Raw genomic sequence first — 18,239 nt, forward strand, 5'->3', positions numbered from 1 at the left:
TCTAACCTACCTCTTGCCAGCTTGATTAAATTGCTCATAGGCTTCTTCGATAAATAGCTGTGCTATCCTGGCTAACCCTTTAGCCTCATCTAGATTTTTAGAGCGCTGTATAGCAATAACAAGCGTTCTAAAATCATTAGTGCAAGCCACGCCAAATTGCGCGGTATCAATTAGTTGTATCTCTAAGTTTGACATTACTTCTCCCCCATTTGATGCGCAGACATTTGCGCTGAAGAGAAAAGAGGGCTAGATGCTGGAATAGAGAGAAGCAACTGTAACTTAGATAACCCTTTGCCGGTTATTAAGGCGGTAACAGATTGCTTTAATCCATGGTCTGGATGTTGCCAACTGCCAAGCTTTACGTCTAACAGTCCTGCCTCTATTTTATCCTGGTATGGTTCGTTCCGGCGAGTTACCCACTTTAGCTCACGTAATTTTGAGAATAAGCGCCGTTGGCCGGTACCGAGGATTTTTGCAGCTTGCGCAACCGATATAGCATCAGGTGCCACTTCCACTTGTTCAGCAAATGCTACCTTGGGGGCATTTTCCTGCGCTTGTTTTTCTAGCGCTTCAACACGCTCTGCTTGTTCAGCTGCAAGGCGAAGTGCTTCTGGGAATGATTTGGGAGTGGCGGGCAGGTGTTGGTTTTCGAGCTCTTGCCAGCGCTTAATTATAGAGTTTCTTAGTTTCACGTTGTACCCACTAACCAGTGTCATTGTTAACTCTTGGTTAAGGTGTATTTCACGAATTCTATTTTGATTATCTTTTACATACATAAACCCCAAATCCAAATTTGGATTAGGTGTTAAGCTGGCTTTATCTTGAAGCCCTAACTCAGCAGCCATCGTCTTAAAATCTCGATGAATATGGCTAATTTGTTTACCTGTTAATTCGGCAATTTCTCGGCTAGACATGGTTAGCTGGTCAATGCTGGTGATTAAATTCATGAGATCACCCCCATCGGGGTAAATACTATATTTAGGAATAATATTGGCATGGTAGCCTCCTGTTGATGATAAAACTCACCGCAAAGAGGGTTCAATCTAATTGGCGGCGAGACGAGCGGGGTTGAACCTACCGACCAACAGGAGCCGGCCAGCCCGAAGGCTGCCCCACTCGCCCCGCCATAAACTGGAGGTGTGCGAGCGCTGAACACAAAAAACCACGCATACTGAAGATGGAGCGTGGTGTGTGCTCCTGTTGTGTTTCGGAGGTTCAATTCCGACATCTGATTTTGCAGATGTACACTCAGTATCTTTATTAATATTTTTAAGTCAAGTTTTATCTTTATTTTTCGACTAGCGATGAGATATAGGTAAAAGCTGGAGGTTTCTGGAAATGATTTGGGAGTGGTGGGTTGGTGTTGGTTTTCGAGCTCTTGCCAGCGGTCTACAAGTTTGGCTGTGAACTCTGGCGATAGTCTAGCCACTACAACATAAGAGTCTCGCCTCCCCTGCTCACCAGCAAAAATATAAACCTTAGGGGTAAGCTTATTAGCTGATTTGGGACCATCCGCCATTGGCGGTTGGTGTATGACACCACGCTCCACAAGCCTAGTGATGCTTCTTTTTACATCGTCATGGCGAGAACCGACTAGCTCAGAGATATCTAAACTAGACACACTTAAATCTTGGAATGCTACGAGTGAACTCATGACATTACCTCCTTTGAAAAGATTGTAATAATCTTGTCACCAGCCTCGTCAAAAACTGGTGGCAAGACGAGCAGGGTTGACGAACCGACCTCAAAGGGAGCCGGCCAACCCGAAGGTTGCCCCACTCGCCCCGCCATAAACTGGAGGTGTGCGAGCGCTGAACACAAAAAAACCACGCATACTGAAGATGGAGCGTGGTGTGTGCCCCTTTGATGATTTCGAGTCGTCAAACCCGACATCTGATTTTGCAGATGTACATTCAGCATAATAATCTCCCGTGTTTTTTGTCAAGTTTTATTTAAACAAGCCACTGGTATGTGAGAAAGCACCACGTGGCAGCCTTGGAGGATGACCTCTAGCCTTTACTTTTTCCTTGCATGGCTCGCTACGGTATGGAGTCAAAGTTCCCCAGCCACCAGCCATGTAAACAATCAAAGATCCAAGGCTTGAATAATCTCTATGGTGGCGATGTGCGGTACCGATGCCACGTCCAAAACGTTTTTTAATTACCGTTTCAATTTTGAATGTCACTCAAATAACCTCGCATCTATCCACACCTCTGCTGAGCGTAAAATGCTGTTTGCTTTATTAGTCCCACACTCAAAATGTTCGCTTATTTGCTTAACAGACATCATCATCACATAACGCATAACCAATGCCGTTTTCTCTTTCTCGTATCTGCAGCCCAATTTGGTTACCGCATTGTCTATCTCTAAAAACCACTCGTCGCTAATTTCTGGCGCTCGGTTACTTTCCTCTGGATAGCCAACATTTATAAAACGGCGAATAGGATTTTCACTAGGATAACCAACATGGTCTAATCCACTTCGAGCCTTAGCGCCCCAAGCTAGCAGCTCTCGACGCGTTTGTTCTATAGATTCAATCTGCATGCAGAAGCCCCTTCTCAACCAGTTTCATTTGCGTTTCTTGCAGTGCGCGTAACTGGTCTTGATGATCAACCTTGTTTGCGTCCAACTCCTGATGACACGAGTAACAAGCGTAAACTCCAAAAATATCAGGACTCTTTAAGCCAACACCGCGATAGTTAGACTGCAAATGACAAAACACCACGGTTTCATCATCCCTGCAGTGAGGACTTACTCGTAGGGAGCAATTTTCACCTCAGGCGCTTTCAGTGATTTTAATACTCTTAATCAATGTCACATCAAAACCTTATTAACTGCTCAACAACTCGGTCTAAATCTTCACGCGTATAGCTCGCTAACACCTTCTGCAGCAGTACGTTGCAACAGGCTCCGTACAACTGCTGAAACTCCTCCTCGTTCATACTCCCAAAGCTAATGCTTTTGGCCTCAGCTCTCACTTTCCCGTTGATATTGGCAACCATCTCGTAATAGCCTGCTGCAATAATTACGTCCTTGCGGAATCGGGTGAAATTCTTCTGTACTGGCAGGCCTTTGTACCGCCCTTCAAGAGGCTCAAACGCATCAAAGCCAATATTCAACATTGCAAAAAACTTCTTGTGAAATGCATAATTTCTTTTTTGAGTTAGCGATGCTGTAACCACCTTGCCTAAACCAATTATATTGAGTTTTTCCCTGTCACCTTCTGTAGCTGGAAATAGTGCGCCCTGGTGTTTAATTAGGTTTATATCCATGTATCACCCTAATACGGCTTTTGGCCGTATTTCTCCGAAAAGCTTCGCTGACGCTCTTGATCTCGATGCGGAGCATAGGCGTCTGGATTTTTCATGGGTTGGATTCGCCCCCCCATAAATCCAGCCAATGCGGTACCGGTATTTCCATGACGATTAAGTTGTACGCTTATTTCCATAGCGTTTAGGTTATTTTTGCAGTCGTCGTGATACACATCATCTCGATATAGACCAATCCAGTAATCACAATCTTGTTCTATCTGTCCTGTATCCCGGCTGTCTGCTGGTGTGGGTCGTTTATCATGGCGTTTTTCTAAGTTTCGGTTAAGTTGAGTTAGTAGAAATATCGGACAATTAAGTTCTTTAGCTAAAGCTTTTAAACCCTTTGTAATGGCACCGTAAGCCAAATCATTACGCTCGGCCTTTTCAGTTTTCATCAGCGTTAAGTAATCAACCGCGATCATGCCTATGTTGCCGCGCTGTCGCTTTAGTTTTCTAGCCTCAAAAGCAATCTCACGTAACGACTGCGCCGGCGTATCATCAATAAGAATATTAGGTGTAGCAAGATGGCCCATTGCAATAACCACTTTCCCCCAATCCTCATTTTTGACACCTCTTCGGTCATAAAAAACCGATGAGCTAACTCCCGAAGATTGGGAAAGCATACGCTCAGTAATTTCCACATCAGGCATTTCTAAACTAAAAAAAGCAGCGGGTTTATCCAGCTCAACACCAACATGCTCTAGAATTCGAATGATTAGCGCTGTCTTTCCCATTTTTGGTCGAGCGCCGATAACAACTAGCCCTTGGTCGATAATGCCTTTTGGGTGAAGTATTGCGTCAAGTTCTGCAATGCCCGTTGTTATACCGCGCCCCGCTTCAGGGTTCTTGATGCGCTCATCAATAGTGTCGATAACTTTACTAAGTATTTCAGGAAGTGGGCGCAGCCCTTTAGAAATGCTGTTCATTGTGGATTGTGTAACGGCTTCAAGCTCCGAATGAATAGCATCAATTCGTTCACGTAATGGGATATCTATTTGCGTCTGCGCAATTTCTAATGCGCTTGTTGTCGCTATAACTAGCTGTCGGTCCATGCTGCGACGTTTAACATTTTTGGCATAGCTTCTTAGATTAGCGGCACTTGGGGTGTTTTTAGTGATTTCGCCTAAGTAAGCAAACCCGCCAATATCCTCAAGCCCATTAGTTTTTTCTAAGTACTCACTCACGGTGACTAAATCTGCAACGCACTTCTGGCTGACCACACCACGTACAGCATGAAATATTGTTTGATGTTCTCGTTTATAAAAATCTAATGGCTGCAATTTAGCAATCACAGAGCGAGCAATATCACTCTGGCTGTCAATCATCAACGCTCCCAGCACTGACTGCTCAGACTCTAGGCTGTAAAGGGATGATGGGTTAAGCATGAAGGCGAACCTCGCAAATGCGCCCGTCTCGCGTTTTCTCCACAGTTTCAGGTCGCATTAGAAAATCAAAATCAGCACGCCAATTGCTGCCAGGCTGCATCCCAAAGTAAAACGGCTTAGCTGAATTTCTGAAGTCTTCCAAATAGGTTCTCATACGCTCTAGTGAACACCCCACCTCCTTCCAGCATTGCGCTGCCAGCCTTCTTCGCTTTTTAACGTAATTCGATGAACCTTCAAGAGTCCTAACCGATGGCAAGGTAGTTTTTTCGAAGATCTCGTTAAACATGTCAGCAATTTCTGAATAAGGAATTTTGTCTGGCTTGCTCGTCGAAGCGTTAGCGTCGACATTACAAGAGGGTTCATTGACTGATTCAAAAGAGTGACTGATTCCGGGTGACACAGGATCACCACCCCCTAGTGATCCTGTGTCACTATGTGGTGATCCTGTGTCACCACCCCCTAGTGACTTTTTGTCACCACCCTTATCAAGAGTTAGTAAATAAATATTTGAACTATTACCTTTTGGGCCCTTGCGCTTTTCAACCTCTAGAAAACCATCCTCTTCAAGCTTTTGGATATGACGCATAGCCGTTCGCCGTTCTATTTCACAGAGGTCAGCAATGTGCTTGTAACTTGGATAACACTCTCCGCTGTCATTTGCATTGTCTGCAAGCTTAAGAAGAACTAGTTTCCTAGTTGAATTCCCTACCTTTAATTCCATGGCCTTAACCATTAACTTCATACTCATGGCTAAACTCCAGTCGCAGATTTTGCGCGTTTAATAGCTACATGTGGGGCAATTCCTTTGCGTTGGAAATCGTTAACTAAGCACATAAAAATACGCTTACGGGCTGATTCTTTCCCTATCAGCCTTCCTTTGTGCATCCACTCCCCATTAATTAGCTGGGGATATTTGTCAAACTCATTTGTTCGTGGCATCATTACCTCGATTTTCTACAATTTGAGCCCTCGCAAGGCTCTTTTTTTGCCTAATGCTTTGCTGAATTTCTCGATTCAGCGAAAGCTTGCTCTATTTCATGATCTGAATAACCAAGCATTGATAAAGACTCCATCGCCACTTTCATTTGCGATTGAAAATCTTCTGAAAGCTTGTTCTCTAGCTCCACTTGTTTTTTTAACTGCTGCCAGTAGCCAATGGCATAACCAGTTATAAAAACCACCAGCCCAATACCAAAACCTACAAACGCTTCAAACATGCCTATATTCCTGCAACAGCAAGTGCGCCTGATGTGAGCAAATCAACCGCAGGTGCATTTATCGCCCCCTGGTCGAGTTTGCATATCAGTAATCCAGCCTCATTCATTAACCGGCTAGATGTTTGCCGAAGATTAAGCAGCCACCGTTCCGTTGGTCGCTCTCCTTTCGCGCGTTGCATAGCAGCTGCTGCTAATTCCCCTGATAGCTCGTTAACGCGCAGTGCTTTCTCACAAAGGTCAATAGAACCGGATGTTGTAGCAATAGGAATGGATGTTCGGCCAAGGTCAAGCAACAGGCCATCAACCAACGAGAAATCGTTAGTTACTCGAGTTAAGTCCAATAACTCATTCACCGTTAAATGATGAGTATCAACGCCTTGGTTGAGTTTGTTGCGCAAAACCGAAGGTCGTTTTTTCAAGAGTTTGGCTAAGCGGCTTAAGTCATAGCTCCGCCTAATCTGCAAAAACGCCATATCCAAACCAACGCGGTCACCAGGTGAAGCATCAATCGTGTTATTGGTCTGCATGATTAGCTAACCTCTTCACTAGGATATAGATCAGGCCTTAACTGGTGTCGGGTTACTTTGCCATCAGTGGCTTTCTCTAACTTGATTGCTAGATTTGCAGGCACTCTTTTTTGTGTGTTGATCCAATGCCAAACGGACCCCTGACGAGTTTCAAGTGCTCGAGCTGCACCATGCTGTCCGCCAAGTAGTTCCACAGCTTGTTTTAAAGCTAATAGTGGGTTTTCTTTTATAGTCACGATTCGTCCTCCCATAACGACTATATAAGTAGTTAAACCGGTAAGCAAGTGACCAATAAAAAAGTTATGCAACTTTGGTCGCAATAAGCTTCAATTACGGAATCTAAATATTTAAGGTTTTTTGATGTCGTCTATAGCAGAAAGATTTAAACAAGCAAGGGATGAGCAAGGCATGAGCCAATACGATTTGGCCGCTTGCGCTGGTGTTTCCCAGCAAACAGTTAACGCCATAGAACAGGGAAGAATTAGACGTCCGAGAAATATATTATCCTTAAGCAGATGCTTAAAATCCTCTCCCGACTGGCTAATCTACGGGTTCGAAATAGGAGAGAAAGAACCTGTAAAGTTTACAGCTGATCCACAAAGCATGATCGATGCAATCCCAAAGTCACTAAGCCAAGAAGCCAGAGAAGCCATGGCAATACTGATAAAGATGGACTCTCAAAGAAAGGATTCAGAGGTAGCAGCTATATTAACCTTCATCAAAAAGATTTCCGACTAATTCATCACAATTTTCCTGAAGAGATTTTCTCGCCGCACTTAATATAGTAAGCACGGCGTGATTATTGACATTTCCATTCTTGCGAATAAGTAAATATTCCGCACTTTCCAACATATCCGCACTATCAATAATAGTTTTTAGTTGTTCCTTCGCTTTACACACATCCATTTCATTAGCTCAATTGTTGCACAAATAGTAAGGCTATTAGTTTAGGCAAGGTTTATTTTGACTGCAAATTTTAAAGTTTATTTAAATTATCTTTAAAAGTGACTACTTAAGTAGTTGACAATCAAACTGGTCAGCTATAGATTTATGACTACCTAAGTAGTCACATGGATAGCAAAATGACAACAAGCCAATACCAAAAGCAACTCTGGAAACTACTGATTACCCGCCTAGATAGCATGAAAGCTACCACCCCAAAGGGCTTAGAGTTTGATGTAAAACTAGAGCAACCACTAAACGGCCAATTTATTGATGAGGTCGTTACATTTTCACTAACTCGAAAGAAATGCATTCTGCTTAATCGCCGCGTGTCTTGCCGTGACTTTTCAAATAGCGATAAAGGCCAAAAGCTACGCGGCGTTCTTAACGAAGAGCTCAATTTTGTAAGTGGTCAGTTCGTAAAGCAGAGGGGGCAAAACCTCATACTGGAAACCATATCCACTCCAGAGAAACCTTTTAACCAGGCTACTTCCCCACACGGTTTCAACAAGATTTTGGGAGCTTGATAAGTGGCCGAGAAAAATATTGACCAACTACTTCAGGCACCTTTTCCTGCTTGTGATATCGAATGGAAACCCCAAACCAGTGGTGTAACCAACGATAACAGAGCATGGGTGCTCGCCGTTCCTTACATCACCAACCGAGCAATACAAAAACGCCTTGACGATGTGTTTGGTGTAATGGGTTGGGAAAACAATTATCGCGAAGTGGCTAGCAAAAAAGGAGGGTTTCTTTGCGGTATTAAAATTAACCATGACGACAAAGAGGTCACCAAGTGGGACGGCGCAGAGTGCACAGATATCGAACCGCTAAAAGGTGGCATTTCAAATTCAATGAAGCGTGCCGCCGTACAGCTTGGCATAGGTCGGTACCTCTATGACCTGCCAGAGTTTTGGGCTCCGAAAGCGGAAGTTTGCCAAGGTAGAAATCATCCGCTAGGCAATGTGTTAACCAACAAAAAACTAGGTAAGAACATAGCCTGGCAAACACCAGAATTGCCTAACTGGGCGCTCCCCAAAGCTGACGCAACACCTTATGAGGATGCAATTATCAACGCCACCGATGCAGCCGGGCTCAGAAGGGTTTACAGCGAAGCCACCAGATTTGCAGCAATTAACCAAGACAAGAAGCTACACGATGAGTTTAAAGGGTTAATGCTACAACGCGCCGAAGAAATCAAGCAAGCAGCAGCTCAAACGGTAGAGGAGGACACCAACAAAGCTAAAGCGTGGGCAAATAAACAGGCAGGCGCTTATTCATTAATACCAAATGAAGCATCAATCAGGCAGGCCAATAAGGCCCACCTGGATGCACTTAGAACTATGTGTGAAGGCACTTATGTTAATCAAGAGGTGATTGCGACTCACCTAAACAAACACATGCAGCAAGCTATCGACGCCTTAGCTGCAAAAAACCAACACCAAGAGGCTTAAGTATGGCAGATATTATCACTATTGAAGGCGGTATTGAAATTCCACAATCCGATGTGATTAGTGTATTCAGCGACACCGCAAAGCTGCAACCCTATATCGACCGGGTACGCGACGAGGTTTCCACCGAAAAGATTGATTTAACTACCGATAAAAGCCGCAAGGCAATTGGTAGCCGAGCTCACAAAGTTAGCAAGATAAAAACAGCACTCACAAAAATTGGTAAAGACTCTGTAGCCGACCTTAAAAAACAAGTTTTAGAAGTAAATGCTGGGGTTAAGTATGCCGAAGAAAAGCTTAGTCAACTTCGCGATGAAACTAGAAAGCCGCTTACTGATTGGGAAAAAGAGAAAGAGCGCCTGGAAGAAATTGAGCACCAAAAAGAAGAAGCTCGAATTCAAGCAATTCAGGACGAAATAAACAACATCCGAAACTTTGCGGTGTTAGCTGGTAACGAATCGATTGAGCATATCGCAGGCCTTATCGAAGCTCTGGATACTATAGACCCATCGGAAGGGTTTGATGAATTTACGCAAGATGCGCTGGTTGCAATAGCTGAAACCAAGGGAGAGCTAGCGCAAGCTATGCAAGCCAAAATTACAGAAAGGCAGCAAGCAGAACAGCAAGCCCAGTTGCAAAAAGAACGCGAAGAAAATGAAAAGTTAAGGCGTGAATTGGCCGAGTTAAAAGCCAATGCTGCAGCGAGTAAAGCTCCACCAGAGGCCACCATAAATCAAACCGAGTCAAGGGCTGACCTACAAGCCACTCAGCAGAATGTAGACAACCTACAACGCCAAATAGACCAAGATAAACAATGTCTCGCTCATGCTGACGGTCAAGCCTACCACCAAGGCAAAAAAGAACTTGACGAAAACCAAGCTCGCCTAGATCGCATGAAAAGCACGCTGCCAAAACTAAACATACTGGCAGGCAAAAAACCACCAGCAGTGATTAACCAAGCATCGGTAACAGTGGAGTTTACCGAGTACCAGAAAGGTTACATCGACGCTCTAGAGCAATACGCACACTGGAAAGATGGCGTCATGTATGTAGGCACCGGTGGCAAAACACTAACTGAAGCGGTGAGTGAATTTATCGCCAGTAACAAAACCGTAGCTTAGCTAGGGAGTAACAGCATGCTTCAAGGAGAGTATTACCTACACGAGAACGGCTCACTTATTTACAAGCCTCATGGTGGTGTGGATGTCACCAGCACATTTGTTAAACGATGCTGGGCTGTATCGGAGCTAGGACAAACACCAAGAACGTTTATGTTTTGGCTTATCGATGCGTTTGAAGCAGGGGCCACTCGCGCAGAAATAGAGCGTGTAGCCGCTGCAAACAACTTAGATAATTACACACCAAATTGGCGAGATGAAGTGTTCAAAGTGGAGCCTCAATAATGCAATCAAACGAAGAAACAGAAAAGAAAATCAGCGAGCTTTTTTATTCAATTGTTCAGGCAAACCGCGAACACAAACAAGCCCTTGATAAAGTGCAGGAGCTACGCCGTAAGCTCACCAATGCCAAAGAGGGTGTATTTGATTCAGTTTCCGAAATCTGCAGCGGTGATAGCGAAATGATAACTGCAGTTAATAAAGCGCTGGGGCGTGGAGTTTGTTGTGGTGAGTTTTCAATCCATTTAAACGCCGAAGAAGACGGTATAGATATTTACCGCTCACCTGTGTTTGTTAACGAGATATTCGGTAAGAAAGAGCTTTAAACCAAAGAGGATCCAATGATGGAACGAGTAACTAATGTAGACGATTTTATTAGCGAACTTGGCGCTGGAATTTTTAAAGAAAAGTTGGCTCACATTCTCTCTCAATCAGCTATGGGTACCATTTTACATGGTGACAAAGCCAAGAAGGGAAAGGTAAGTATCGACTTTACATTTAAGCGTGTAGGTGACAATGACCAGGTAATTATTTCTCACAAGTTATCTCACATAACGCCAACCAAGCGCGGTAAACAATCAGAAGAAGATGTGACAGAAACACCTATGTTTGTTGGTAAAGGTGGCGTGTTAACCATCAACCAACCTAAGGAGGATTTGTCCGGTCAGTTTACCCTGCAAGAAGAAGGTATTCGTTCTGTAAAGTAACCGGCGAGCCTCAGCCGTAAATGAGGTAAAACCCAATATTAATCAACTAGAGAATTTTTAAATTATGGATAAATCAGCCGTACAACAAATCCAAGAAAGCGCAAATATTCCCGCAATTATTGAGCAGGTATCTAATGCGGGTGCAACTGTTCCTTCCGTTGTTATTCCAGATTCAATGAGTATTACATCCATTGAGAACAAAATGGAATTTGCAGCTCGCTATCGCCAAAGCTACAACACTCCAAGCATTACTGATTATGTGTCGTACTCGAAGAAGTTCGATCAAGACGGTGCCATTTGTTTTATTGACCCGGATAGAATGTTTGCTAAAACCATCTTTGACCTTGGCACCGATGTAAAACCTAAACATAAAGAGCACACTGGTAAGTTAACCCTAAAGAAAAGTGCTGCCTTTGCTGCACTGCTAGAAAAAGATGGTGAGAAACTACAGCAAAAATCAGCCGGAGAATTTTTGGAGGACTGGTCAGATTGTATCAGAGTGTTCTCCAAGAGTGGTGATCCCATGAATAGCGCTTTAGCTGTTCTATCCCTTCAAAACCTAACTATAGAATCAGCGCGAGAAGTTAACAGTAAAGTTGATGATTTCGGCGAACAAATGAGTGCAATGGAGCGTATTGAGGCCAAAAACCAAGATGAAATCCCCGCGGCCATTAAGTTTACATGTACTCCCTACCAAGGGCTATCTGAGCGAACGTTTGAAATGCGCGTTGGTATTTTAACGGGTTCAGACAAACCAGTTGTTGTATTTCGCATTCTTCGCCTTGAAGCGGAAATGGAGCTCATATCGGATGAATTCAAAGGCATTTTAGTCGAAGAGTTCAAAGACCAAACCCTAGAAACGTATATTGGCACTTGCGGTTAACAATCGAACTACCAGCGCCCTTGGGGCGCTTATTAAGAGCAAACTATGGAACCAGCACGCAAAGAAATCATTAACGGCACAGTGCTTTCAGAATTCTACTATGCCGGTCAAATCGTGGTGTATATCGACCACGAAAGAACAAGTATGAGTTTTAGTGAAGCTAAGGCTTATCTGATAGAGAAAGGAGAGCTAGGTTAATTATGAGCTACTCAAACCGAAAGAAGCGCACACGCAATTTCAAGCGCTGGGATAGTGAATCTAAACGGGGGCGTAAGAGACATTTTGAGCATAAAAAGGATAAAGCGCAGGCAGCGCAAAATCAATCAGCGTAGGCGTAAACATTGGAGTCAACAGAACGGGTAAGCGATGACAGCATTCACACTAGACATGCAAGTCAAGGCACTAGAAGTTATGGAGAACTTAAATCTCCACAACTGCGGTGTTTATGGTGTGTTCTACGGTGAAGAGTTAAACCTTATGTGCTGCTATACAGATGATAGCGGCGCTATGGTTCAAGAAGCTTTTCCTTTGCCCTTTGGTAGTGGAAAGGTGGTGCAAGTTCCAGCTGGTGATGGCTGGGTTAAAGAGCTAGCTAGGAGGCTAAGTTAACGATGAAAAACAAACTAGAAGACTTAAATGATCACCTGTTTGCCCAAATGGAAAGATTGGGTGATGAGAGCTTGTCTAAAGAAAGCTTGGAAAAGGAGATCAGCAGGACTAGAGCGATAACTGGCGTATCTAACGAGATTGTAAGCAATGCTAGGCTAGCTCTAGATGTGGAGAAATTTAAAGATGAGATAGGTTTGACACCTAAGGCTAAAGATATTCCTCAGATGCTAGAAAACAAATCCTCGGATGATGAGTCATGAATGTCAAATACACCCATGAAATGCTTGAATGGCTTTCGTTAAATAGAACCTTGGAAATAAACGATTACGCCAAGCAATTTAACATCGCTTTTAACTGCGATAAAACACCTGGTCAACTTCACTCATTAAGAAAGCGTAAAAAGTGGAAGACGGGTCGAAACGGTCAATTCAAGAAAGGCAATATTCCTTTACCCAATGCTAGACCTAAAGGGCCAAATAAAACTTCGTTTAAAAAAGGACTTACTCCACCAAAGTGGAGGAAAGTAGGAACAGAAGTTATAACCCCTGATGGATTTCGAAAAATAAAAGTAGCTGAGCCAAATAGTTGGAACTTAATTCACGTTAAAAATTGGGAAGAAGCCAACGGAAAGATACCACAAGGAATGGTTTTCCTATTTAAAGATGGAAACCAGCTTAACTGCGACATTAGCAACTTAGAATTAATAACTCGAGCAGAACACTTACGCTTAAATCAGCACAACTATAAACAAAGCTACGAAGAGTTAAGACCAACCATTCTTTGTATCGTCAAACTTGAATCTAAAGCTTTTAACCTGGCGAGTGGTAAATAGGTTCATGAACGCGCTGCATTTCTTGACAAATGATTATTTACGGGCGTATGCTTTCCTTGCAACTGCAAAATCAGTTGCCGGGCTCACAACCCCGAAGTTATCAACAGGAGCACATGACACGCTCCATAGTAAAGCGTGTTTTTTTGTGCTCGGCGTTCGCGCACCTTTCTTTTATGGTGAGGCGGGCGGGGCAGCCTTCGGGCTGGCCGGACTCCTGTTGACCGGTTGTTGTGACCCTGCTCGTCTTACCGCCAGAGAGATCACAACCTCCTGCGGTGAGTTTAAGCTCAATCAACAGGAGGCTGCCACTATGGCTACTACCCCTACCCCAGAAATATTTAAATTTCATCAAGACTACTCTGTTCGTATTGACATAAAAGATGGTGAACCATGGTTTTGCTTATCTGATGTTTGCGTTGTTTTGGATATAAAGAACCCTGCGCGAGTAGCAAAAGAAATGCTCGATTCAAAGGGTGTATGCTTAACGTATACCCTTACCGATGGAGGCAGACAGCAACTGGCTTTCATCAACGAGCCTAACCTCTACCGCGTTATTTTCCGCAGCCGTAAAAAAGAAGCTGAGCAATTCCAGAAATGGGTATTTGAAGAAGTACTGCCCCAAATACGCAAAACAGGTAAATACCTCCCCCAACCCGTCGAAACTATTTCAAATAGGCAATACTACGAGCTAAAAAAACAAGTGGACGCTATATCGCAAAACTTCCACTTTGCAGAGAAAGCTCGTTACGCCATTTGGCGAATCATTCGCAGCCACCTTAATGCTACTGGAGTGAAACAAATACCCGCTCACCAATACCAAGAATGTAAAAACATCCTATCTATAGCCAACCATAAAGCCAGCAAATGGCGAGCTACAGTTATCGCACAAGAAGAAGTTTATTTGCGCGAAAACTTAGGATTAACCCATAACAATTTGATTATTGAGCAGGTGTAACTATGAGCGCCCCTGCTCCTATTTTCGTCACAGACGGAAGACGGTATGAATACACAGGGTTCGCAGTGGGCGCTATGGTTCAAGAAGCTTTTCCACTACCAAATGGCAAAAGAAAAGCGGTGCAAGCTCCAGCGGGTGATGGCTGGATTGAAGAACTAGCTAAGAGATTAAGTTAATAATGAAAATTTTCCAAGTAGAGGTTAACCATGGCCGCAGAACTAGATTATGAATTCGTGCCAGATGACAAGCTAGTCGAATTTACGGGCTACTCTCGCCCAGCCGAACAAAGCAAGTTCTTAAGCCGACATGGAATTTTTAACACTCTCACCAGGGAAGGTAAGTGCCGCTTAACTTGGTACCACTTAAACCACCCTAACCTGACAACGCAACGAAGCTCAGCCAATGAGCCGGACTTTAGCAAGATCTGATGGTAGGTAAGCGCAAGAACAGCAAAGACAACAAGCTGCCTGTCCGGGTATACCGTGGGCGCTGTGCCTTTGAGTGGAAACCTAGAAGCGGCGGAACAGTTCGCCTGTGTGGGCTAGATGCCCCACTTTCTAAAGTGTGGCTCGAGTATGAGAATGTCACCAAAGACGAGACTGACAGGTCCACCTTTAAGTGGATGGCCAGAGCTTTTTTTGGATCCGCCGACTTTGATGAACTGGGTTCAAGAACTCAAAGAGACTACATACACCACTACAAAAAAGTCGGAGCAGTCTTTGACCGGACGCTAGTCAACAGCATTAAGCCAGAGCATATTCGAATATACATGGACAAGCGAGGCCTACAATCTCGAGTGCAGGCTAACCGAGAGCACGCCTTTATGAGCAAATGCTTCCGGTGGGGCTATGAGAGAGGCTTGTGCAAACTTAATCCTTGCCAAGGAGTAAAAAAGTACAAGGAATCATCGAGGACGCGCTACGTAACCGATGTGGAGTACGATGCGCTGTACAAGCACTGTGGTGATGACGTGGTGAGAGTCGCCATGGAGTTAGCATACCTTTGCTGCGCCAGGCGTGGTGACGTACTAGCAGCAAGGCGAAGCCAAGTGCTAGATGATGGCCTGTATATAGCTCAAGGCAAGACAGGAGTACAGCAGATAAAGTTGTGGTCACCAAGACTCAAGGCCGCCATAGCTTTATCAAAGCAGCTAACCAAGCCAGGATTAAACTCTCTTTTCATCGTGAGCAAGCCGGATGGCTCAGAATGGTCTGGAGATGGCTTTGCTGGTAGATGGCGCAAAGCTGTATCAAAAGTGAGGGAAGTTACAGGTATGCCTCTCGACTTTACTTATCACGACCTAAAAGGCAAAGGTATAAGTGACCTAGATGGAACTCTGCACGATAAACAAGTGATAGCCGGGCACAAAACGCCGGGACAAACGGCCGCTTACGATCGAAAAATCAAGCGTGTGCCTACCGTGGATGGACAGCGAAGTCGCTAATTTTCTTCTGAAAACATCTTCTGAAAGCGTTCTGAAGGTTTTTTTGAGGATTGAATAAGTCGTTGAAAAATTGGCAGGGGCGGAGAGATTCGAACTCCCAACATTCGGATTTGGAATCCGACGTTCTGCCATTGGAACTACGCCCCTGCAACGGAAGCGAATTATACATAAGCCAGTTTAAAGGTAAAGGGTTTATCGTGTGCTTTTGTTCAAGCGCACAAAGAACCAACAATTTGCAGATAAAACCCGCTAAAGCGTCGAAAATTCAAACAAAAATCCGCTTGTTTATTTTTTAACTCACGCACAGTTCTTTTTTTAGCATGTTGCAAAGTTGTTAAGCCAAGGGCAGCATCAAAGTGGACAGACCTGTTAAGGATAACAAGAGCTTAATTATGCTAAACCCAGTTGAGATATTTGCCAGTGTCTTTAAACCTAGAACAAAGGTTAAAGACGAACACCTACAAGCGGTAAAAACCTTGCTGTTTTACTTATTTTTTGGCTTATTAGTGGGAATATATAGCGCATTTAAATGGCAAAAATATGCCCATAGCGATCTTATAATAAGTTCCTTAGCTTTAATCGCTAGCACCCTACTCGCCAGCACTATGTTACGCGCTGGTTGGCACTACCTTGTAGTAGCCAATATTGCGCTAGCCGGCATGGCGCTGCATGCCATGAACATTGTTTATCAATCTGGGGGCTTATTGCACTCGCCGCATATCTTTTGGCTGCCTACCCTGTCCTTATTAAGCTATTTAGCAAGTAATCGTTTTTGGGGAAACCTTTGGACCGGTGTTTTATTTAGCATTGGCTTGGTAATGTTATGGGCCGACTACACGGGGATGCAGTTCCCGCAAATGCAATTACCTGCGCGTGCAAAGACCATTGAGCTATTCTCTGGTTTCTTACTGCCTTTAATATTGTTATGGCTAGGGCAAAACTATGCGCTAGGGCTGCGCGACCAAGCTTTTGAGCAAGCGAAGCAAGCGCAATTAAGTAATCAAGATATGATGCAGGCTTCAGAGCAATCCAAACTACAACTTCAACAGGTGGTTGAACACGCTAGTGATAGCTCTACACAATTGGTTAGCTCTGCCAGCGATATGTCGAACACCGTACAACAGATGAACAATAAAGCAGCTCAAATTGCCCAAAGCTCTGCCCACCAGCATCAATCTATTTCTCAAATTAATCAAAATTTGGCGCACATGGAACAGGTGTTAGCGCAAGCTAATCACTCAACGTCGCAACTATTATCGCTCTCGCAACAAGCTTCTGGCAATGCAGAACAAAGCGCTCTGGCGATTAATCAAACCGAACAGTCGATGCAAAAAATTCTTAGTAGTAACCAGCAAATAAACAGCGTCACCGACTTGATTAGCGACATTGCTAATAAAACCAATTTGTTAGCGTTAAATGCTGCTATTGAGGCTGCTAGAGCGGGTGAGCATGGCAGAGGTTTTTCTGTTGTGGCCGACCAAGTTCGCGAGCTTAGCCAGCGTAGTAGCCAGTCTACCCAACAAATTCGTGGTTTGTTGGAAACCTGTTCTGCCGACGTTCAGCAAGGTTATAAGGTGGTTGAGCAAAGCGGTGAAATTCTGCATAGCATCATTGGCTTGGTGCAGGATATTTCTGATGGAGTGGCTCAGATGGCTGCGGTAATGCAACAACAAGCAGAAACCGTAGCAGAAGTAATTAATGCCAGCTCAGAGGTGTCGAGCTTTAGTCAGCATAATTCACAGAGCAGTTCGGCATTATTAGACAATACCGAACAACTTACCGGCATTGCCACTCAATTAGAGGGCATGGCAGAGCAGCTTCATCAAACCGTAGCTCGCAGCGAGCTTTAACACTCTATAAAAACTCATACCAACAATAACTAAGTATGAGTTTTTGGTTTGATTGAATGCCGCTCTGGGCCGTTAAGCAGAAGGCTGAGCCGACATTTTAGCTTTTAAAAAGTCACTATGGCTAAGGTAGATTAGATCAGACACCTGGCGAATAAGTGCCTCTTCTTGCGGATCGATAACGCCGTCTGCGTAGGCCACCTTCCAAAGTGCTTCGGTAAACTGGTAACGCAATTGGTAGTCCAACTCTTTAACATGACGGGTGAAGTCAAATACCGAGATTGCTTGATTAGCTTGAGTTTGCGCCTGCAAAAATAAATTCTCAGCTTCTTTGTCATCTAGCTCAAAAAGCCGCTTTATTTTACGTAGTATCACCGCATTTTCGGCATTACTTTGTTGGTTATCGCTCTGGCTTAATTGCACTAGTAGGGTGGTTGCTGCGAGTTCTACATTGGGTAACTCACCCTCACTGCTAGTCTCTAGCGTGGCCTGTAAGAACTCTTTAAGGGCTTTAAGCATGCGCCTTCCTCTTTACACTCTTGAAGAAAAGCAGAATAAACTAGCCCAAGCAAAATGCCAAATAACCAACAAGCAAGCGTTAGAAATGAAAAAGCCCCGTCATTAGACGAGGCTTTAAAAGGATGGTGCCGATTGCCGGAGTCGAACTGGCGACCTACTGATTACAAGTCAGTTGCTCTACCAACTGAGCTAAATCGGCACACTGTTGGTACT

29 protein-coding genes, 2 tRNA genes and 1 pseudogene are annotated in these 18,239 nt (G+C 44.1%); 17 read left to right on the plus strand and 15 right to left on the minus strand.

All coding sequences use genetic code 11. The features are described from left to right. Positions 1-6: 6 nt before the first annotated feature. From LQZ07_RS19290 to LQZ07_RS19340, 12 genes and pseudogenes are all read right to left on the minus strand, one after another. Positions 7-195 carry a hypothetical protein gene (locus tag LQZ07_RS19290; protein ID WP_152782070.1) on the minus strand — a complete coding sequence of 63 codons (189 nt, stop codon included), beginning with the start codon at positions 193-195 and terminating at the stop codon, positions 7-9. After that, positions 195-947 carry a phage antirepressor KilAC domain-containing protein gene (locus tag LQZ07_RS19295; protein WP_152786382.1) on the minus strand — a complete coding sequence of 251 codons (753 nt, stop codon included), beginning with the start codon at positions 945-947 and terminating at the stop codon, positions 195-197. Before LQZ07_RS19295 ends, LQZ07_RS19290 begins: the two co-directional genes overlap by 1 nt. Then, positions 944-1,654 (minus strand): Rha family transcriptional regulator, encoded by a 711-nt coding sequence (locus tag LQZ07_RS19300; protein WP_152786384.1) that lies wholly within the window; start codon positions 1,652-1,654, stop codon positions 944-946. The genes LQZ07_RS19295 and LQZ07_RS19300 overlap by 4 nt, the downstream gene beginning before the upstream one ends. 294 nt (positions 1,655-1,948) lie before the next feature. After that, entirely contained in the window at positions 1,949-2,185 is a 237-nt protein-coding gene (locus tag LQZ07_RS19305; protein ID WP_152786386.1) for a hypothetical protein, read from the minus strand. Then, entirely contained in the window at positions 2,182-2,544 is a 363-nt protein-coding gene (locus LQZ07_RS19310; RefSeq protein WP_152786388.1) for an antiterminator Q family protein, read from the minus strand. Before LQZ07_RS19310 ends, LQZ07_RS19305 begins: the two co-directional genes overlap by 4 nt. Beyond that, positions 2,534-2,764 (minus strand): annotated as a pseudogene (locus LQZ07_RS24710) (nuclease domain-containing protein); the annotation flags it as partial. The gene LQZ07_RS19310 and the pseudogene LQZ07_RS24710, both read right to left, overlap by 11 nt. Before the next feature lie 55 nt (positions 2,765-2,819). Continuing rightward, positions 2,820-3,272, minus strand: coding sequence for a DUF1367 family protein (locus tag LQZ07_RS19315; RefSeq protein ID WP_152786390.1), 453 nt, complete (start codon positions 3,270-3,272; stop codon positions 2,820-2,822). Between the two features lie 8 nt (positions 3,273-3,280). After that, the gene (locus tag LQZ07_RS19320) at positions 3,281-4,696 is read right to left on the minus strand and encodes a replicative DNA helicase (protein WP_152786392.1); all 1,416 of its coding nucleotides are present in this window, start codon (positions 4,694-4,696) and stop codon (positions 3,281-3,283) included. Continuing rightward, the gene (locus LQZ07_RS19325; protein WP_152786394.1) at positions 4,689-5,444 is read right to left on the minus strand and encodes a helix-turn-helix domain-containing protein; all 756 of its coding nucleotides are present in this window, start codon (positions 5,442-5,444) and stop codon (positions 4,689-4,691) included. The genes LQZ07_RS19320 and LQZ07_RS19325 overlap by 8 nt, the downstream gene beginning before the upstream one ends. A gap of 241 nt (positions 5,445-5,685) precedes the next feature. Further along, entirely contained in the window at positions 5,686-5,913 is a 228-nt protein-coding gene (locus tag LQZ07_RS19330; RefSeq protein WP_152786396.1) for a hypothetical protein, read from the minus strand. 2 nt (positions 5,914-5,915) lie between these two features. After that, positions 5,916-6,440: a phage regulatory CII family protein gene (locus LQZ07_RS19335; protein WP_152786398.1), complete on the minus strand. Its 525-nt coding sequence runs from the start codon at positions 6,438-6,440 to the stop codon at positions 5,916-5,918. 2 nt (positions 6,441-6,442) lie between these two features. Next, positions 6,443-6,676 (minus strand): helix-turn-helix domain-containing protein, encoded by a 234-nt coding sequence (locus LQZ07_RS19340; RefSeq protein WP_249483280.1) that lies wholly within the window; start codon positions 6,674-6,676, stop codon positions 6,443-6,445. Positions 6,677-6,800: 124 nt separating this feature from the next. Between LQZ07_RS19340 and LQZ07_RS19345 the strand changes: the two genes are divergently transcribed. The 16 genes from LQZ07_RS19345 to LQZ07_RS19415 all read left to right on the plus strand — a co-directional run bounded on the left by LQZ07_RS19345 (position 6,801) and on the right by LQZ07_RS19415 (position 15,660). Beyond that, positions 6,801-7,178, plus strand: coding sequence for a helix-turn-helix transcriptional regulator (locus LQZ07_RS19345; RefSeq protein WP_152786400.1), 378 nt, complete (start codon positions 6,801-6,803; stop codon positions 7,176-7,178). A gap of 344 nt (positions 7,179-7,522) precedes the next feature. Next, positions 7,523-7,909 carry a hypothetical protein gene (locus tag LQZ07_RS19350; RefSeq protein ID WP_152786402.1) on the plus strand — a complete coding sequence of 129 codons (387 nt, stop codon included), beginning with the start codon at positions 7,523-7,525 and terminating at the stop codon, positions 7,907-7,909. A gap of 3 nt (positions 7,910-7,912) precedes the next feature. Continuing rightward, entirely contained in the window at positions 7,913-8,836 is a 924-nt protein-coding gene (locus tag LQZ07_RS19355; protein ID WP_249483283.1) for a Rad52/Rad22 family DNA repair protein, read from the plus strand. A gap of 2 nt (positions 8,837-8,838) precedes the next feature. Then, positions 8,839-9,954 (plus strand): hypothetical protein, encoded by a 1,116-nt coding sequence (locus LQZ07_RS19360; protein WP_152786533.1) that lies wholly within the window; start codon positions 8,839-8,841, stop codon positions 9,952-9,954. 15 nt (positions 9,955-9,969) lie between these two features. Further along, positions 9,970-10,236 (plus strand): hypothetical protein, encoded by a 267-nt coding sequence (locus LQZ07_RS19365; protein WP_152786532.1) that lies wholly within the window; start codon positions 9,970-9,972, stop codon positions 10,234-10,236. Next, positions 10,236-10,556, plus strand: coding sequence for a hypothetical protein (locus LQZ07_RS19370; RefSeq protein ID WP_249483285.1), 321 nt, complete (start codon positions 10,236-10,238; stop codon positions 10,554-10,556). Before LQZ07_RS19365 ends, LQZ07_RS19370 begins: the two co-directional genes overlap by 1 nt. A 15-nt stretch (positions 10,557-10,571) precedes the next feature. Continuing rightward, positions 10,572-10,937 carry a hypothetical protein gene (locus LQZ07_RS19375; RefSeq protein ID WP_152786215.1) on the plus strand — a complete coding sequence of 122 codons (366 nt, stop codon included), beginning with the start codon at positions 10,572-10,574 and terminating at the stop codon, positions 10,935-10,937. Positions 10,938-11,001: 64 nt separating this feature from the next. After that, positions 11,002-11,820: a DUF2303 family protein gene (locus LQZ07_RS19380; protein ID WP_152786213.1), complete on the plus strand. Its 819-nt coding sequence runs from the start codon at positions 11,002-11,004 to the stop codon at positions 11,818-11,820. A gap of 45 nt (positions 11,821-11,865) precedes the next feature. Then, the gene (locus tag LQZ07_RS19385) at positions 11,866-12,018 is read left to right on the plus strand and encodes a hypothetical protein (RefSeq protein ID WP_194164247.1); all 153 of its coding nucleotides are present in this window, start codon (positions 11,866-11,868) and stop codon (positions 12,016-12,018) included. 168 nt (positions 12,019-12,186) lie between these two features. Beyond that, positions 12,187-12,429 (plus strand): hypothetical protein, encoded by a 243-nt coding sequence (locus LQZ07_RS19390; protein ID WP_152786211.1) that lies wholly within the window; start codon positions 12,187-12,189, stop codon positions 12,427-12,429. Between the two features lie 2 nt (positions 12,430-12,431). Further along, a complete protein-coding gene (locus LQZ07_RS19395) occupies positions 12,432-12,689 on the plus strand; it encodes a hypothetical protein (protein ID WP_152786209.1) in 258 nt (85 codons plus the stop codon). Beyond that, positions 12,686-13,261: an HNH endonuclease signature motif containing protein gene (locus LQZ07_RS19400; RefSeq protein ID WP_152786207.1), complete on the plus strand. Its 576-nt coding sequence runs from the start codon at positions 12,686-12,688 to the stop codon at positions 13,259-13,261. The genes LQZ07_RS19395 and LQZ07_RS19400 overlap by 4 nt, the downstream gene beginning before the upstream one ends. 4 nt (positions 13,262-13,265) lie before the next feature. Further along, positions 13,266-14,216, plus strand: a complete 951-nt coding sequence (locus tag LQZ07_RS19405) for a BRO family protein (protein ID WP_227981697.1) — start codon at positions 13,266-13,268, stop codon at positions 14,214-14,216. A gap of 2 nt (positions 14,217-14,218) precedes the next feature. Further along, a complete protein-coding gene (locus LQZ07_RS19410; protein WP_194164246.1) occupies positions 14,219-14,392 on the plus strand; it encodes a hypothetical protein in 174 nt (57 codons plus the stop codon). 30 nt (positions 14,393-14,422) lie between these two features. After that, positions 14,423-14,644, plus strand: coding sequence for a DUF4224 domain-containing protein (locus LQZ07_RS24715; RefSeq protein WP_152786205.1), 222 nt, complete (start codon positions 14,423-14,425; stop codon positions 14,642-14,644). Further along, positions 14,644-15,660 carry an integrase gene (locus tag LQZ07_RS19415; RefSeq protein WP_152786203.1) on the plus strand — a complete coding sequence of 339 codons (1,017 nt, stop codon included), beginning with the start codon at positions 14,644-14,646 and terminating at the stop codon, positions 15,658-15,660. The genes LQZ07_RS24715 and LQZ07_RS19415 overlap by 1 nt, the downstream gene beginning before the upstream one ends. A gap of 71 nt (positions 15,661-15,731) precedes the next feature. On the opposite strand, the gene LQZ07_RS19420 is transcribed toward LQZ07_RS19415, so the two are convergent. Continuing rightward, positions 15,732-15,807, minus strand: a tRNA-Trp gene (locus LQZ07_RS19420). A gap of 245 nt (positions 15,808-16,052) precedes the next feature. On the opposite strand from LQZ07_RS19420, the gene LQZ07_RS19425 reads away from it, so the two are divergent. Further along, positions 16,053-17,510 carry a methyl-accepting chemotaxis protein gene (locus LQZ07_RS19425; protein ID WP_152786201.1) on the plus strand — a complete coding sequence of 486 codons (1,458 nt, stop codon included), beginning with the start codon at positions 16,053-16,055 and terminating at the stop codon, positions 17,508-17,510. Between the two features lie 72 nt (positions 17,511-17,582). Here the strand turns inward: LQZ07_RS19425 and LQZ07_RS19430 are convergent, their stop codons facing one another. Both LQZ07_RS19430 and LQZ07_RS19435 read right to left on the minus strand, forming a co-directional pair. After that, complete coding sequence (locus tag LQZ07_RS19430; RefSeq protein WP_016403902.1) at positions 17,583-18,026, minus strand: TerB family tellurite resistance protein; 444 nt, start codon at positions 18,024-18,026, stop codon at positions 17,583-17,585. 123 nt (positions 18,027-18,149) lie between these two features. Next, a tRNA-Thr gene (locus LQZ07_RS19435) sits at positions 18,150-18,225 on the minus strand. Positions 18,226-18,239 lie beyond the last annotated feature (14 nt).

Source organism: Agarivorans sp. B2Z047, from assembly GCF_023373605.1.
Classification (GTDB): domain Bacteria; phylum Pseudomonadota; class Gammaproteobacteria; order Enterobacterales; family Celerinatantimonadaceae; genus Agarivorans; species Agarivorans albus.

Excerpts from the sequence above, each read along its gene's own strand:
- LQZ07_RS19290 (WP_152782070.1), bottom strand. The coding sequence starts at position 195 with ATGTCAAACTTAGAGATACAACTAATTGATACCGCGCAATTTGGCGTG.
- LQZ07_RS19295 (WP_152786382.1), bottom strand. The coding sequence starts at position 947 with ATGAATTTAATCACCAGCATTGACCAGCTAACCATGTCTAGCCGAGAA.
- LQZ07_RS19300 (WP_152786384.1), bottom strand. The coding sequence starts at position 1,654 with ATGAGTTCACTCGTAGCATTCCAAGATTTAAGTGTGTCTAGTTTAGAT.
- LQZ07_RS19310 (WP_152786388.1), bottom strand. The coding sequence starts at position 2,544 with ATGCAGATTGAATCTATAGAACAAACGCGTCGAGAGCTGCTAGCTTGG.
- LQZ07_RS19315 (WP_152786390.1), bottom strand. The coding sequence starts at position 3,272 with ATGGATATAAACCTAATTAAACACCAGGGCGCACTATTTCCAGCTACA.
- LQZ07_RS19320 (WP_152786392.1), bottom strand. The coding sequence starts at position 4,696 with ATGCTTAACCCATCATCCCTTTACAGCCTAGAGTCTGAGCAGTCAGTG.
- LQZ07_RS19325 (WP_152786394.1), bottom strand. The coding sequence starts at position 5,444 with ATGAGTATGAAGTTAATGGTTAAGGCCATGGAATTAAAGGTAGGGAAT.
- LQZ07_RS19330 (WP_152786396.1), bottom strand. The coding sequence starts at position 5,913 with ATGTTTGAAGCGTTTGTAGGTTTTGGTATTGGGCTGGTGGTTTTTATA.
- LQZ07_RS19335 (WP_152786398.1), bottom strand. The coding sequence starts at position 6,440 with ATGCAGACCAATAACACGATTGATGCTTCACCTGGTGACCGCGTTGGT.
- LQZ07_RS19345 (WP_152786400.1), top strand. The coding sequence starts at position 6,801 with ATGTCGTCTATAGCAGAAAGATTTAAACAAGCAAGGGATGAGCAAGGC.
- LQZ07_RS19350 (WP_152786402.1), top strand. The coding sequence starts at position 7,523 with ATGACAACAAGCCAATACCAAAAGCAACTCTGGAAACTACTGATTACC.
- LQZ07_RS19360 (WP_152786533.1), top strand. The coding sequence starts at position 8,839 with ATGGCAGATATTATCACTATTGAAGGCGGTATTGAAATTCCACAATCC.
- LQZ07_RS19365 (WP_152786532.1), top strand. The coding sequence starts at position 9,970 with ATGCTTCAAGGAGAGTATTACCTACACGAGAACGGCTCACTTATTTAC.
- LQZ07_RS19370 (WP_249483285.1), top strand. The coding sequence starts at position 10,236 with ATGCAATCAAACGAAGAAACAGAAAAGAAAATCAGCGAGCTTTTTTAT.
- LQZ07_RS19375 (WP_152786215.1), top strand. The coding sequence starts at position 10,572 with ATGATGGAACGAGTAACTAATGTAGACGATTTTATTAGCGAACTTGGC.
- LQZ07_RS19380 (WP_152786213.1), top strand. The coding sequence starts at position 11,002 with ATGGATAAATCAGCCGTACAACAAATCCAAGAAAGCGCAAATATTCCC.
- LQZ07_RS19385 (WP_194164247.1), top strand. The coding sequence starts at position 11,866 with ATGGAACCAGCACGCAAAGAAATCATTAACGGCACAGTGCTTTCAGAA.
- LQZ07_RS19390 (WP_152786211.1), top strand. The coding sequence starts at position 12,187 with ATGACAGCATTCACACTAGACATGCAAGTCAAGGCACTAGAAGTTATG.
- LQZ07_RS19395 (WP_152786209.1), top strand. The coding sequence starts at position 12,432 with ATGAAAAACAAACTAGAAGACTTAAATGATCACCTGTTTGCCCAAATG.
- LQZ07_RS19400 (WP_152786207.1), top strand. The coding sequence starts at position 12,686 with ATGAATGTCAAATACACCCATGAAATGCTTGAATGGCTTTCGTTAAAT.
- LQZ07_RS19405 (WP_227981697.1), top strand. The coding sequence starts at position 13,266 with ATGAACGCGCTGCATTTCTTGACAAATGATTATTTACGGGCGTATGCT.
- LQZ07_RS19410 (WP_194164246.1), top strand. The coding sequence starts at position 14,219 with ATGAGCGCCCCTGCTCCTATTTTCGTCACAGACGGAAGACGGTATGAA.
- LQZ07_RS24715 (WP_152786205.1), top strand. The coding sequence starts at position 14,423 with ATGGCCGCAGAACTAGATTATGAATTCGTGCCAGATGACAAGCTAGTC.
- LQZ07_RS19415 (WP_152786203.1), top strand. The coding sequence starts at position 14,644 with ATGGTAGGTAAGCGCAAGAACAGCAAAGACAACAAGCTGCCTGTCCGG.
- LQZ07_RS19425 (WP_152786201.1), top strand. The coding sequence starts at position 16,053 with ATGCTAAACCCAGTTGAGATATTTGCCAGTGTCTTTAAACCTAGAACA.
- LQZ07_RS19430 (WP_016403902.1), bottom strand. The coding sequence starts at position 18,026 with ATGCTTAAAGCCCTTAAAGAGTTCTTACAGGCCACGCTAGAGACTAGC.